Here is a 14,591-nt window from a genome sequence, read left to right as displayed (position 1 = left end):
CAGAAGACGTCGGGTCCGTTCCGGCGACCCGACGTCTTCTGCTCCACGAACGCACCGGCCGCGCACCAGACGCGCAGCGCCGTCAGCCCACCGGCGTCCAGGTACTCACCGTCACCGCCGCCGTGACGGTCGCCGACGCGAAGGTCCGCTCCGGGTCCACGTGGTGGTGACTCGGCCCCATGTGCACCACGTCGTGCACATCGTCCGCGGTCAGCTCCATCGACCACGTCAGGTCGTCCGAGCTCCGCAGCACGAACGACGGTGTCAACGAGTCGTGCAGCCGCCGCTCCTTCTCCGGGTCCACCGCGATGGTCGCCTCGGCGAGCTCCGCCAGGTGGCCGGTCCGCGGGGTCACCACCGCCAGGACCCCCGCCGGGTGCAGCACCCGCGCGTACTCCCGCTGGTTGCGGGGCGCGAAGACGTCCAGCACGACCGCGGCTGCGTCGTCGACGGCCGGGAGGCGCTCGGTCACGTCCCCGACGACGGCTCCCGCCCGCGGGTGCATGCGCGCGGCACGACGGATCGCCACCGCGGACAGGTCCAGCGCGACACCGAGGCGGTCGACCGCGGCGGTCTCGAGGGTGTGGGCCAGGTACGTGCCGGGCCCGGACCCGACGTCGAGCACGACTCCGGGCGCCGTCGCCTCGGCGACCACCGCGGCGAGCGCCCGCTCCACCGGGGCGTAGTGCCCGCGGCCGAGGAAGCGCAGCCGGGCGTCGACCATCGCGGGCGTGTCCGCGGTCAGCGCGCGGCGCTTCGCGGGCAGCAGCGTCAGGTGGCCCTGCTTCGCCTCGTCGTACCGGTGTCCGGTCGCGCAGCCCACCGAGCCGTCGGCGACGCGGGCGAGCGGCTCGGCGCAGACGGGGCAGGCGAGCACGGGGAGCAGGTCGTCGCGCACCCCCACAGCGTACGCAGCGTCGCTACCCTGGCCCGATGTCGCTCGAGCAGCTCTTCGGTCTGGACGGACGTCGCGCCCTGGTGACCGGCGGGAGCTCGGGCATCGGGCGGGCGATCGCGGAGGCACTGGCGGACGCGGGAGCGCACGTGGTGGTCGCAGCCCGGACACGCTCCACCATCGACGAGACCGTCGCCGCGATCGAGCACGCGGGCGGATCGGCCGCGGGTCTCGTCGCGGACCTGTCGACCCGGGGCGGCGCCCACGCCCTGGCCGATGCCGTCGGTGAGGTCGACGTCCTGGTCAACTCGGCGGGGATCAACCTGCGCCCGCCGATGCCGGAGCTCGACGAGGCCACCTGGGACGCGACGATGGCCGTGAACCTCGATGCGCCGTTCGTCCTCGGGCAGCGGCTCGCGCCGGGCATGGCGGCACGCGGGTACGGCCGGATCATCGGCATCAGCTCGCAACAGGCCCACCGACCGTTCGCCGCGAGCGGCGCCTACGGGGTCTCCAAGGCCGCCCTGGAGGCACTGGTCCGGTCGCAGGCAGAGGCCTGGTCGGGCCGTGAGGTCACCGCCAACGTCCTGGTGCCGGGTTTCGTGCAGACCGCGCTGAACCGACGGCTCTCCGCCGATCCGGAACGGGTCGCCGCGCTCGCGGCCCGCACGCTCGTCGGCCGGAACGGCGAGGCCTCGGACTTCGCGGCCGCGGCGGTCTTCCTCGCCGGGCCCGGGTCCGCCTACGTCACGGGACAGTCGATCGCCGTCGACGGCGGGTTCTCGGTGCACTGAGGCGACGGCTCGGTAGCGTCGGTCCATGGCCGTCATCCACCGCGCGACACTCCGACCGTCCAAGGCCGAGGCCCTCGCCGCCTGGCTCCCGGCCCAGCCGTGGAGCGGCCTGACGGCGGGCGATCCCGTCGAGGTCGTGACGCGCTTCCGCTTCGACGACCCCGCGGGCGAGGTCGGCGTCGAGGTGCTCCTCGTGCAGACCCCGGACGGCCGGCTCCTGCACACCCCGCTGACGTACCGCGGAGCGCCGCTCGACGCTGCTCGGGCGCACCTCGTCACCGAGATGGACCACTCCGTGCTCGGTCGCCGCTGGGTGTACGACGCCGCCGGTGACCCGGTCTACGCCGACGTCGTGCGGCGCGCGATCGCGACGGGCGGCCACGAGGCCGAGCTCGAGCGTGCCGACGGCACCGGGCGCCTCGACAAGGAGGCGACGGCGCACGGGAGCGGCACGGCGGCGGTCTCCCCCACGGTGACGACGGTCGCGGCGCACACCGACGGCACCGAGACGACCGTCCGGACCGACCACGGCGACCTCGTGGTGCTCCGGCTCGTCGGTCTCCCGGTCCCAGAAGGCGAGACCTTGACCGCGGCGTGGGGCGACCGGCACGCGGTCGTCGCGGTGCTGCCCGCCTGACCGACGTCGCGGACGCTCCCCGACCCCGCCGGCAGCGTGCCCCGTTCGGGGGACTCTGAGGGAACCGGCGTCTGATTGCAATGTGCAACTTCGACGGAGGTCCCCCTGGTCGGCGCTCCTGCCCGCCTCGGTGGTCGTCGCGACCGCGACGCAGGACCTCGAGGGGACCCTCGCCGACGACGAGGCGGCCGCGGTCGCAGGAGCGCTGCCCGCCCGCCGAGCGGAGTTCCTGACCGGACGGCTGCTCGCCCGCCGCGCCCTGGCGGCGACCGGGATCGGCGCGGGGTCCCTGCCGGTCGCGCGGGACGGCGCGCCCGTCTGGCCCGAGGGGGTCGTCGGCACGATCACGCACTGCACCGGACTCCGCGCGTGCGCCGTCGGACGCCGCGACGAGCACGCCGGCATCGGCATCGACGCGACCCCGGCGGCACCGCTGCCCGCGGGCGTGCTCGCACGCATCGCGGACCTGGACAGCACGCCGGTCACGGCCGGTCTGCGTGCGCTGCGCCGGATCGGGGTTGAGAGTCCGGACAGCGTGCTGCTCGCCGCGTCCGAAGCGGTCGCGAAGGCGCGGACCGCGGCGCACGGCGGCTGGTTCGGCATCGACGGCGCGACCGTCGAGCTGCACCGGGACGGCAGCTTCACCGCGACCGAGCGCCGGGGGCCGGCGTTCACCGCGACGGGGCACTGGGCGGTTGACCGGGGGACGGCGCTGGCGGGGGCAGCGCTGGCGGGGGCAGCGCTCCACGAGCGCTGAGACGGACGCGCAGGGGCGCGCCCGAGGAACGACGAAGGGACGAACGATGGACCAGCACCACGACGACACGTCGGTCGAGGCGGTGTTCGCGCAGCACGCGGACCGCACCGCCCTGCGGCACCGGGACGACACGACCGTCACCGACACGAGCTTCCGGGAGCTCTGGGACCGCGCCGGATCGGTCGCGGCCGTCCTGGGCGAGACCGTCTCGGCGGGCGACCGGGTCGCGGTGCTCGGCGCCGCGACCGCCGACGTCGTGACGCTCGAGCTCGCGGCCTGGATCCTCGGCGCGGTGACCGTGCCGCTGCAGACCAGCGCGCCGGTGTCGGCGCTCCGGGCGATCGTCGACGAGACCGAGCCGGTGTGGCTCGGCGTCGCGGCCGAGCACCTGCCGACGGCCCGGGCGGTGCTCGCGACGTCGGACGCCGAGGTGCGCACCGTGCTGCTGGACGCCTGCGACGAGTACGGGGACCAAGGCCTGCCGACGCTCGGCGCGCTCGTCGGTCGGGGCACCGACCTGTCCCGCCCGACGCCGTGGCACTCGGCTGCGGGCGAGGACCCGCTCGCGCTCCTGCTCTACACGTCCGGGAGCACCGGCACCCCGAAGGGCGCGATGTACACGCGGGCCATGGTCGAACGGCTGTGGCACGCGCTGCGACCCGACCGCAGCGACCGCACCGCCCCGGACACCACCGCCGCCCCGGCCGCCGACGTCGTCGGGTACGCCTACCTGCCGATGAGCCACCTCACCGGACGCGCCGCCGTGCTCGCCACGCTCGGCCGCGGCGGGACCCTGGCGCTCGCGACGTCCACCGACCTGTCGACGCTGTTCGAGGACCTGCGGGTGTACGCCCCGACCGAGCTCGTCCTCGTGCCCCGCGTGGCCGAGATGATCCGACAGGAGGGCGAGCGCGAGGAACAGCGCCGCCTGGCCGGGGCAGGGGCGGATGCGGACGCGACCGACCCGGCCGCCGTCCGCGCCGCGGTGCAGGCCGACCTGCGCGTCCGAGCGCTCGGCGGACGGATCCGGCAGGCGATCTGCGCGAGCGCACCCCTGACCCCTGAGCTCCGCGCGTACGTCGAGGGGTGCCTCGGGACGACCCTGCACGACCTCTACGGCTCGACCGAGGCCGGCAGCATCCTGCGCGACGGGGTCGTCCAGCAGCCGCCGGTCACCGAGCACAAGCTCGTCGACGTCCCCGAACTCGGCTACCGGACCACCGACCGACCCCACCCGCGCGGCGAGCTGCTCGTGAAGAGCACGGCCGTGATCCCCGGGTACTTCCGCCGCCCGGACGTCACCGCCGCGGTCTTCGACGAGGACGGCTTCTACCGCACCGGCGACGTGATGGCGCAGACCGGGCCGGACACGTACGTGTACCTCGACCGGCGGAACAACGTGATCAAGCTCTCGCAGGGCGAGTTCGTCGCCGTCGCCGCGCTCGAGGCGACCTACGGCGGCACTCCCGAGGTCCGCCAGGTCGCCCTGCACGGGGACAGCCGGCACGCGTTCCTGCTCGCCGTGGTCGTCCCCACCGACCCGGCGGCGACCGAGCGCGACGTCCTCGCCGCCCTGCAGCGCACCGCGCGGGAGCACGGACTCGCCCCGTACGAGGTGCCCCGCGGCGTGATCGTCGAGCCGGACCCCTTCACGGTCGAGAACGGCATGCTCTCCGACGCCCGGAAGCTCCTGCGCCCGCGCTTCACCGAGCGCTACAGCGAGCGCTTCGCCGCGGTGTACGACGCCGTCGACGCGCAGCAGAGCGGCACCCTCGTCGCGGCCCTCCGCGAGCACGTGGCCGACGAGCCGGTCGTCGACACCGTGGTCCGCGCGGCGCAGGAGTTCCTGCACGCCGAGGTGTCCCCCGAGACCGCCGCGGCCGCACGCTTCTCGGACCTCGGCGGCGACTCGCTCTCCGCCCTGACCTTCTCGGGGATCCTCGAGGACGTGTTCGACGCCGAGGTCCCCGTCGGCGTGATCACCGACCCGACGAACGACCTCGCCGCCGTCGCAGCGTTCGTCGAGCGGTCCGCCGCGGACGACCGACCGACCCTCGCCCGCGTGCACGGCGCCGACCCGACGGTGCTGCGCGCGGCGGACCTGCGCCTCGACCGGCTGCTCGGCACCGTCCCCGAACCGGTCGGGCGGCCCACGGCGAGCCGGGCAGCAACGGACCCGGCAGCGGACCGGGCAGCTGACGCCGGGACCGACGCGGGGCCCCGCACCGTCCTGCTCACCGGCGGCAACGGCTACCTCGGACGCTTCACGGTCATCGACTGGCTCGAGCGGCTCGCCCCCGTCGGCGGCACCCTGGTCTGCCTGGTGCGCGGTGCCGACGACGCGGACGCCCGACGTCGCCTCGAGGCCGCGTTCGCCGCCGACCCCGCCTTCGTCGCGCGGCTCGGCGAGCTCGACGGCGCGCTCGAGGTGGTCGCCGGTGACGTCAGCGAGCACCTGCTCGGCCTCGACGAGGCCCGGTGGCGGGACCTCGCCGCCCGCGTGGACCTCGTCGCGCACGCCGCGGCCCTCGTGAACCACGTGCTGCCGTACTCCGCGCTGTTCGGCCCGAACGTGGTCGGCACCGCCGAGGTCCTGCGCCTCGCGATCGCCGCCGGGAGCGTCCCGGTCACGTTCGTGTCGAGCGTCGCCGTCGCCGGCGGTGCCCGACCGAGCACCACCGAGGACGTCGCACCCGACGCCCCGGCTGCGCTCGACGAACGGGCGGACATCCGCACGACGATCCCGGAGTGGACGGTCGCGGAGGAGTACGCGAACGGCTACGGCGCGAGCAAGTGGGCGAGCGAGGTGCTGCTCCGCGAGGCGCACGAGCACCACGGTGTCCCCGTCGCCGTGTTCCGCTCCGACATGGTCCTGGCGCACCCCCGCTGGCGCGGCCAGGTGAACCTGCCCGACGTGTTCACGCGGCTGGTCTGGAGCGTGCTCGCGACGGGCCTCGCGCCGGCGTCGTTCGTGCAGCGCGCACCGGACGGCTCACGGCAGCGGTCGCACTACGACGGGCTACCAGCGGACTTCACGGCCGCCGCGATCGACGCGATCGGCGCGGCGGTCACCTCGGGCCACCACACCTACAACGTCGTGAACCCGCACGACGACGGCGTCTCGCTCGACACCTTCGTCGACTGGCTGGTCGAGGACGGCCACCCGGTCGAGCGGATCGCGGACCACACCGAGTGGGTCACGCGGTTCCGGGAGGCCCTGACGGCCCTGCCGGACGAGGACCGCGCCCGATCGGTGCTGCCGCTGATGCACGCGTTCGCCGTCCCGGAGGCACCGCACGCCGGCTCCGCGATCCCCGCCGACGGCTTCGCCGCCGCGGTCCGCCGGGTCCGACCGCTCGGCTCCCCGACGATCCCGTCGCTCGACCACGCGCTCATCGCGAAGGTCGCGGACGACCTCGCGTTCCTGGGGCTGCTCACGCCGACGCGCGTCGGCGCGCGCTGACGGGCCGCACCCCCACCGGACGGGAGGCGCGGTGCCGGCCCGGCACGCGCCTCCCGTCCGTCGCCTGGTCGCGTCGGACGCGACCGGCACCGCCGACGGGCACCCGCAGGGCCTGCCTGCGGAGCGGGTCGGCTGGCAGGATCGAGCACGTGAAGACACTGGAGTTGCCACAGACCGACCTCACCGCGTCCGACGTCGTCGTCGGGCTCATGCGGATCAACGACATGAGCGACGAGGACATCCGGTCGCTGTACACGGCCTCGCGGGACGCGGGCGTCACGATGTTCGACCACGCCGCGATCTACGGCGGCTGGCACGGGTGCGAGGCCCGCTTCGGCGAGGCCGTCACGCTGTCGTCCTCGGAGCGCGAGGCGATCCAGCTGCAGACCAAGGTCGGCATCCGGCAGGGGTACTTCGACTTCTCGTACGAGCACATCGTCGAGTCGGTGCACGAGTCGCTCGAGGCCCTGCGGACGGACTACGTCGACGTCCTGCTGCTGCACCGGCCCGACGCCCTGGTCGAGCCCGAGGAGGTCGCCCGCGCCTTCGACGAGCTGCACGCCGCCGGCAAGGTGCACCACTTCGGCGTCTCGAACCACACGCCCGGTCAGGTCGACCTGCTCCGTCAGCACGTCCGGCAGCCGCTGGCGTTCAACCAGGTGCAGCTGAGCATCACGCACGCGAACGTCATCGCGCAGGGGGTCGCGGCCAACATGGGCGGCCTCGACCAGTCGATCGACCGGGACAACGACATCCTGAACCACGCACGGATGACCGGCGTGACGCTGCAGGCCTGGTCGCCGTTCCAGAAGGGGTTCTTCGACGGCGTGTTCCTGGGCGACCGGGAGCAGTACGCCGAGCTGAACGACGTGCTCGACGAGGTCGCGGCCGCGCACGGGGTGACCCCGACGGGCATCGCCGTGGCGTGGATCACCCGACACCCCGCGCACTTCCAGGTGGTGCTCGGCACGACGAACCCGCAGCGCGTCCGGGACGCCGCTGCCGGGTCGGACGTCGTGCTCTCCCGCGAGGAGTGGTACCGGATCTTCACCGCCGCGGGCCACACCGTCCCCTGAGCGCGCCCGGGCGTCGGCGGCGCTCCGCACAACCGGAAGCACGCCGAACCGCGGAATCCCGTGGCGCGGCGTGCTCCCGGTTGTGCGGGAGCACGCCGAACCACCCGGCGGCCGGGCCCCGCGCCCGGCTCAGTCCGCGTCGCGGGGCGCGCTCGGCACGGCGACGTCCATGGGTGACACCCGGGTCGGGTCGGCGGACGCACCACCGACCACGTCGAACGAGATCCCGAGCGCGGCCGCCGTCTCGGCGTCGAGCTCCAGCCCGTCCTCGTCCACCTGGTCCTCGGGGATCGCACGACCCTGCGACGGGTCGAACGAGTTCGCAATCGACATGCCGGAGAGCATGCCCGCCGCGCTTGGCAATCCGCGGGGAGCACGCGGTGGGGACTCAGAGGTCGTCGGGGTGCAGCCGCTCACCCGCCTGCGGGCGTCGGAACACCGGGCCGCCGCCGGCCTCGTCCTCCTCGTGGTGGTCGACCGGCCCGCGGGTGGGATCGGCCGCGTCCGGACCGACGTCGGCCCCGCGGTCCTCCTCCACCTCGAGTTCGGCGGCGTCCGAACCGTCCACGGGGAGGTCGGCGCCTGGCTGTTCCGGATCGAACGGTGCACTCATCGACATGGTCGCAGCATGCTCCGGGCGGGTGGACGGCGCGTCAACGCTGTCCGTCCGCCGCGACGAGCTCGAGCTGCGTCAGGCGCAGGTCGGTCACCGCGGTGAACCGGAACGACGTGCCGACGCCCTGCAACCGGAACACCCGGGTCTGCCCCGGCCACACGAACGCGGCGTCCCGCACCGACGCCCGGGCCTCGCCGAGCGACACCTCCCACGAGTACGACCCCGGCTCCGCCACCGTGACGGTGTACAGGGACGCGGGCACCTCCGGCACCGCGAACGCGACCCCGGACGCCGCGGCGAGCGCCGTCACGGTCCGCCCGGTGTCGTCCGCCAGCGCGGCAGCAGCCCCGGACACCAGCGCAGCAGCGGGCCCGGACACCGGCGCACCAGCAGCCCCGGTCACGCCGCCGGGCAGCAGGTCCCACGGCACGTCCCGGTACCCGTGCACCTCGGACGCGGACAGCGGCCGGGTGTCCGCCGCCCACCCGGTGGGCTCGCCGGACAGCGTGAACACGATCCGCGACGCCCCGACCACGACCGCGTGCGGGATGCTCACGGACGTCCACGGTTCGCCGTCGACCGTCACCGACGCGACGTACGGGCCCGACGAGTCACCCGTGACCTCGATCACCGTCGGCGATCCACCCGACGCCCCACCGGCGGGCCGCAGCACGGTCCGCCGGACCGACGGCGGCACGAGCACGTACGCCCCCGTCGACGGCGTCAGCGGGTACAGCCCGATCGTCGCGAGGACGTACCAGGCGCTCATCTCGCCGTTGTCCTCGTCGCCCGGGTACCCCTGCCCGAGGTCCGACCCGACGAACAGCCGCTCCAGGCACTCCCGGACGACGCGGTGCGCCAGGTCGTGCCGCCCGGTGGCCATCGGGAAGAACGGGATGTGGTGCGCCGGCTGGTTCGACAGCCCGAGCATGCCCATCCGGACGTCGCGCGCCTCGGTCATCTCGTGGATCGCGAAGCCGTAGGACCCCGAGTGCACGGTCGCGCCGGTCTCCGGGGTCGCGAAGAACCGGTCGATCGCCGCGTCGAAGCGCTCGGGGCCGCCGTGCAGGTCGACGACGCCCGCCGGGTCGTGGGGTGCGGTGAACGCCGTTCCGTAGGCGTTGGTCTCGGTGTAGTCGTCGCCCCAGTCGCGCGGGTCGAACTCCGTCCCCACCCGCCACGAGCCGTCGGGGTCGCGGCCGACGAAGAACCCGCGCTCGGCGTCGAACACGTTCCGGTACTGCAGCGAGCGGCGCGCGAACCACTCCGCCTCGGCCTCGTACCGGGCCAGGTCGTCCGCGGTCGTCGCCCGCGATGCGAGCAGGCCCGCCATCACCGCGAGACCCCAGTCGTTGATCGCCGCGTCGAGGGTCCAGCTCATTCCCTCGTGCGTCGCCGTGTCGACGTGGCCGCGGAACACGGCCGGGAGGATCCCCTTCCGCCCGACGCGCTCGTCCCGTGCCGGGACGGTCGCGTTCCGCACCGCGCTCCGGTACGCCGTCGCCAGGTCGAAGCCGGTGAGGCCCTTCACGGCGAGGTCCGCGAAGACCGTGTCGCTCGTGGTGCCGGTCATGCAGTCCTCGGCGCCGGGGGCACTCCACCGCGGCGTCCATCCGCCGTCCCGGAAGTGGCCGACGACCCCCTCGGCGAGCGCGCCCGCCCGGTCCGGGGTGAGGAGCGCGAGGAGCGGCCAGGCGGTCCGGTAGGTGTCCCAGAACCCGTTCGTGGTGCTGAGGCTGCCCTCGACGACCTCGGGGCCCGGGGCGTCGCGGATCGGCTCGGCGAGCACGTCGCCGTACGGGGAGCGGTACCGCGGGACGCCGTCGCGCGCGGTCTCCCCCGCGGTGAGCGGGAACAGGAAGAGCCGGTACAGGCCGGAGTACAGCGAGACGAGCTGGTCCGGTGTCGCTCCCTCGACCTCGAGCGTGCCGAGGGCGGCGGTCCAGGCAGCCTCGGCCCGCGCGCACATCGTGTCGACGTCCCCGGCGACACGGGCGTTCGCGCGGGCGTCCTCGATCGAGACCGTCGAGATGCCGAGCACCACATCGGTGTGCCCCGCGGCGGCGCCGTCGACCTGCACCCAGCCGCGGAGCATGCCGTCCCGGACGACCGTGCGGTCCGCGGTGGCTCCGGCGATCCGGACGTGCAGGTGGTGCGGCGGGGTGCCGGGTCGGTCGTCGAGCAGGCACTCCACCACGGCCGTGCCGTCGTCGATCGTCACGGAGACGTCGTCGACGCGGCCGTGGTGGTCGAGGACGACGGCCCGGGTGCCGGTGAACCGGAACCCCAGGGCGAACTCCCCCGCGGTCATCGTCGCGGTGACGCCCTGGTCGAGGGCGACGCGGTAGCGGTGCGGTCCGTCCTGCTCGTCGTCGTGGTCGAAGCCCAGCGCCCGGGCGACCCGGTCGACGTCCGGCTCGTCGAGCGGGGACGGCATGAGCTGGAACACCCCACGGTCGGCCATCCACGGCGACGGCAGGTGGCTCGTGGCGAAGCCCTGCAGCGTGGACCGGACGCGACCGTCCGGCTCCGTCCGGGCGTGCTCCTGGTACGCGTACGGCCAGTGGCTGCTCGACGCGTCGGTCATCGGCAGGCCGAGCACCCCGCCGTGCGGCACCCCGACGACCGGTGCGGTGTTGCCGCGCGAGGACCGCGACGACGACTGCGTGCCGCGGGTCGTGCGGACGTGGTCGATCGGCCGTGCCGGCTCCGGTCGCGCCGGTCCGATCCGGACCGCGTCGAACCAACCGCGCAGCGCCGGGCGCTCCCCGTCGTCGTCCGCAGCCGGTCCGGCGGCGCCGAGCCGTGCCTCCAGGCGGTCCACGACGGCACCCGCGAACGGCGTGAGGTCGACCGCGCGACGGTTCCACTGGTCGACCCACTGCGTCTTCGCCGCCGCCTGGGCCGCGGGCGTCAGGCCGGCGCCGTACTGGTCGCGGGCGGTGTCGCTCAGCCGTCGGCCGTCGGTCAGGACGACGTCGAGGCCGGCGGCCGTCGCGTCCCAGAAGTGCGCGAGGTCCGCCTCGTCGGGTTCGTCGTGACCGGCCGGCAGGGTGCGCTCGGGGAACCAGACCCACGACAGCTCGTCTCCGGGTGCGATCGCCCGTCCGGCGAAGCCGGGCAGGACCCCCTCGACCGTCGTCTCCCCCGCCGGGCGTTCGAGCAGCCAGGCCTCGGCCGAGTCCCAACCGACCCCGTCCCGGGCCGCCACCGCCGTCGTCGGGCCACCGCTCCGTCGCAGTTCACGCACCCGACGACCCTATTTCCTCCAGGGTGTCGACGAAACCCCTGCGCAGCCGCCGTCAGCCGACGGTCGGCGTGGTCGGCAGGGTCTCGCCGACCGTCGTGTCGGCCGGGTCCTTCTTGTCCTTGCCCTTGCCGTTGCCGTTCCCCGGCCCGCTGTTGCTGCCGGGGCCGGCGTTGCCCTGATCGGTACCGCCCTGCGGGGACTGGACCGGGTTCGAGGCGGGCCCGCCCGGCTGGGGTCCGACGGTCGGGTCGTCCGCCGGCGAGCTCGGCTGCTGCTCGGGCTCGCTCGGCTGCTCCTGGGGCTGGCTCGGCTGCTGCTCCGGCTCGCTGGACTGCTCCTGCGACGGCTCGCTGCTCGGTTCCTCGGCCGGTTCGCTCGACTGCTGGGTCGGCTGGCCGGACTCCGTCGGCGCCGGCGTGCTCGAGCCACCGCCCAGGGCGACGACCGCGACGACGATGCCGGCGAGCACCAGGATGCCGATGACCACCGCCGCGATGACCGGCCCGCGACGGCGTCGCCCGTCGTCGTCCGTCCGTCGAGCGGCCCCGCCGCCGCCCGCGCCGGACCCTGCGGCGGCACCGCCTGCCGCAGCACCGCCGGCTGCCGCCGCCCCGGCCGCACCGGCACCCGCACCGCCGCGCTGGGCTCCGAGCACGGTCGTCGCGACGTCGTCCTGCCCCGCTGCGCGACCGGGCTGCCCGAGCACGGCCGTCCGGTCGTACGCCTGCGTGGGCGCTTCCGTGCCGCCCGTCGGCATCGCCTGCGTCGCCTGGTCGCCGTGCGCTGCGTCCGGGGCCCCGGCACCGAGGAGCGCACCGGCGGCACCCGCGGCCGCCCCCGCTGCGCCACCGGCCGCGCGGGTCATCGTCCCCGGCCCTGCCGGCAGCAGCTGCGTGGCGGGCGCGGCGTCGTCACGGCCCAGGGCACGGAGTCGCTGCGCGGCCTCGGCGGCGCTCGGACGGTCGGCGGGGTCCTGCGCCGTCATCACGTGCAGCAGGGTCCGCCAGGCCGTCGGCAGGTGCTGGTCGATCTCCGGGCCGCGGGCGAGTCGCGCGGTCGCCGACTCCACCGCGCTGCCGGGGAACGGCCGCTTCCCGGTCAGGCACTCGAGCAGCACGAGGCCGAGCGCGTAGACGTCGGCCTTGCCGGTGACCTCGTGGCCCGTGACCTGCTCCGGCGAGATGTAGGCGGCGGTGCCCATCACGGTGCCGGTGCCGGTCACCCGGGCGGCGTCACGGAGCAGGGCGATCCCGAAGTCGGCGAGCTTCACGTGCTCGCCGTCGCTCTCGAGCAGGACGTTCGCGGGCTTCACGTCGCGGTGCACGATGCCCTGCGCGTGGACCGCCGCGAGCCCGTCGGCGACCTGCGCACCGAGGCGCGCCGTGGTCGTCGGGTCGAGGACACCTTCGTGCAGACGGGTGGCGAGGTCGCTCCCGGGCACGAGCTCCATCACCAGGTACGAGTCGCCCTCGTCGTCGTCGAGCGCCGCGTCGTAGAGCGTGACGAGCGCGGGGCTGCGGAGCGCCGCGAGCGTGTGGATCTCGGCCTCGGCGCGGGCGCGCTCCCCGTGGTCGACGGCACCGATGCGGAAGACCTTGACCGCCACCTCGCGGCCGAGCTGCTCGTCCACCGCCCGGTAGACGGAGGCCATGCCACCGTGTCCGAGCGTCCCGGTGACGCGGTACCGACCGCCGAAGACCCGTTCTGCCATGCCCCGGAACCTACCGTGACGACCTGACCGGGGACGACCCGCGGACCGGGTCGACGCCGCGGTGCAGGGCCGTCAGGTACAGCCGGTGCGCGGTGATCACGATCGCCAGCCAGGCCGCACCGAGGGCCCACGCCGCCAGGACGTCGGTGGTCCAGTGGTGGCCGAGGAAGACCCGCGAGACGCCGATCGACAGCACGAACAGGGTGCCGACGACGATCGTCCACACCCGGGTCACGGTGCGCGTCTGGCGCAGGATGAGCAGGTACACGATCGTGCCGACGACCACGGTGGCGTTGAGCGTGTGACCGGACGGGAACGAGGGCGAGTGCTCGTACGGCGGCACCGCGTCGGCGAGCGGCGGACGGGCCCGGCCGATCAGGTCCTTGCCCGCGATGGTCATGAGGAGCGATCCGCCGCTCGCCGCGACGAGCAGCACGAGCGGCGTCCAGGCGCGCCGCTGGACCGTGAAGGCGACCAGGAACAGCACGGCGACGATCGGCATCCCGACCGTGCCGGCGATGTCGGTCCACCACGTGACGAGCCGGTCGGCCGCCGGTGAGCGCATCGTGAGCATCCAGTCGAGCACCGGACGGTCGAGCACGGCGACGTCGTCGTGCTCGCGGACGGCGTCGTAGACCTCGGACGCCGCCCAGGTCGCCGTGACCGCGATCCCGATGCCGACCAGGAGCGTCAGGACCAGGAGCGGCAGCGCCCCGTACCGTCGGCCGAGCGCCGCCCAGGCCTCGGCGACGGCGTGCCCGGCGCGGGACCGCCACGAGGTCAGGTCGACGTCACCGACGTGCCGGTCCTGCGGGGCGGCGGCGCGCTCGGCGTCGACGACACGACGCGCGACGGCGTCGGCGGTGCCCTCCGGCTCCTCGTGGTCTCGCTGCTGCTGCATCGACCCACCCTGCNCGCCCGCACCTGCGAGCGCACGGCCGCGGGTGGCGCCGGCCGGGCGCGGCCGTCCCGGGCGCGGCCGTCAGTCCTTCGCTGCCCCGTAGTCGCGGACGGTCGACACCGTGAGCGGGAACACCACGGGGAAGTCCCGGAACAGCAGGCGTCCGGCGTCCACCGCGGCGGCGCGCACCTGCTCGGCCACCCACTCGGCGTGCTCGACCGGGGTGTGCACGACGAGCTCGTCGTGCACGAAGAACACCAGGTGCGGCCCGTCGGTGACCGGCCCCGGGAACCGCGTCAGGAGCCGGGTGCGCAGGGACCCCATCCACGCGAGCGCCCACTCCGCCGCCGTGCCCTGCACGACGAAGTTCCTGGTGAACCGCCCCCAGCTCCGCGCCCGCGACTCGACGGCCCGCTGCTGCGCCGGGGTGCCGTCCACCGACCACGCCCGTGCCCGCGCCGCCGCGGCGGCCGCGTCCGGCACGGGCGAGG

11 protein-coding genes and 1 pseudogene are annotated in these 14,591 nt (G+C 74.9%); 5 read left to right on the top strand and 7 right to left on the bottom strand.

Annotation, left to right across the window (positions count from 1 at the left end; all coding sequences use genetic code 11):
- Positions 1-82 precede the first annotated feature (82 nt).
- Positions 83-898, bottom strand: coding sequence for a putative RNA methyltransferase (locus tag HUN59_RS01350; RefSeq protein WP_217483601.1), 816 nt, complete (start codon positions 896-898; stop codon positions 83-85).
- Between the two features lie 35 nt (positions 899-933).
- Here HUN59_RS01350 and HUN59_RS01345 point away from each other — a divergent pair, with 35 nt between their 5' ends.
- From HUN59_RS01345 to HUN59_RS01325, 5 genes are all read left to right on the top strand, one after another.
- Positions 934-1,689 carry an SDR family NAD(P)-dependent oxidoreductase gene (locus HUN59_RS01345; RefSeq protein WP_174777291.1) on the top strand — a complete coding sequence of 252 codons (756 nt, stop codon included), beginning with the start codon at positions 934-936 and terminating at the stop codon, positions 1,687-1,689.
- 25 nt (positions 1,690-1,714) lie between these two features.
- Positions 1,715-2,326 carry a CG0192-related protein gene (locus HUN59_RS01340; RefSeq protein WP_174777290.1) on the top strand — a complete coding sequence of 204 codons (612 nt, stop codon included), beginning with the start codon at positions 1,715-1,717 and terminating at the stop codon, positions 2,324-2,326.
- A gap of 82 nt (positions 2,327-2,408) precedes the next feature.
- Positions 2,409-3,083: a 4-phosphopantetheinyl transferase gene (locus HUN59_RS01335; RefSeq protein ID WP_254629959.1), complete on the top strand. Its 675-nt coding sequence runs from the start codon at positions 2,409-2,411 to the stop codon at positions 3,081-3,083.
- A gap of 46 nt (positions 3,084-3,129) precedes the next feature.
- Positions 3,130-6,546, top strand: a complete 3,417-nt coding sequence (locus tag HUN59_RS01330; protein ID WP_174777289.1) for a thioester reductase domain-containing protein — start codon at positions 3,130-3,132, stop codon at positions 6,544-6,546.
- Positions 6,547-6,695: 149 nt separating this feature from the next.
- Positions 6,696-7,622, top strand: coding sequence for an aldo/keto reductase (locus HUN59_RS01325; protein ID WP_174777288.1), 927 nt, complete (start codon positions 6,696-6,698; stop codon positions 7,620-7,622).
- Positions 7,623-7,751: 129 nt separating this feature from the next.
- Here HUN59_RS01325 and HUN59_RS01320 read toward each other — a convergent pair whose 3' ends face one another.
- The 6 genes and pseudogenes from HUN59_RS01320 to HUN59_RS19300 all read right to left on the bottom strand — a co-directional run.
- Positions 7,752-7,955: a hypothetical protein gene (locus HUN59_RS01320; protein WP_174777287.1), complete on the bottom strand. Its 204-nt coding sequence runs from the start codon at positions 7,953-7,955 to the stop codon at positions 7,752-7,754.
- A gap of 55 nt (positions 7,956-8,010) precedes the next feature.
- On the bottom strand, positions 8,011-8,241 hold the full coding sequence (locus HUN59_RS01315) for a hypothetical protein (protein WP_174777286.1): 231 nt from the start codon (positions 8,239-8,241) through the stop codon (positions 8,011-8,013).
- 34 nt (positions 8,242-8,275) lie between these two features.
- Entirely contained in the window at positions 8,276-11,488 is a 3,213-nt protein-coding gene (locus HUN59_RS01310) for a GH92 family glycosyl hydrolase (RefSeq protein ID WP_254629958.1), read from the bottom strand.
- A 52-nt stretch (positions 11,489-11,540) separates the two neighbouring features.
- On the bottom strand, positions 11,541-13,199 hold the full coding sequence (locus HUN59_RS01305; protein ID WP_174777285.1) for a serine/threonine-protein kinase: 1,659 nt from the start codon (positions 13,197-13,199) through the stop codon (positions 11,541-11,543).
- Between the two features lie 10 nt (positions 13,200-13,209).
- A complete protein-coding gene (locus HUN59_RS01300) occupies positions 13,210-14,100 on the bottom strand; it encodes a phosphatase PAP2 family protein (protein ID WP_174777284.1) in 891 nt (296 codons plus the stop codon).
- Positions 14,101-14,181: 81 nt separating this feature from the next.
- Positions 14,182-14,591: pseudogene (locus HUN59_RS19300) on the bottom strand (bifunctional 3'-5' exonuclease/DNA polymerase); the annotation flags it as partial.

The sequence above is a fragment of the Curtobacterium sp. Csp2 genome (assembly GCF_013347165.1).
The sequence above is the reverse complement of the archived record's forward strand: the minus strand, read 5'-3'. Positions and strand labels throughout refer to the sequence as shown.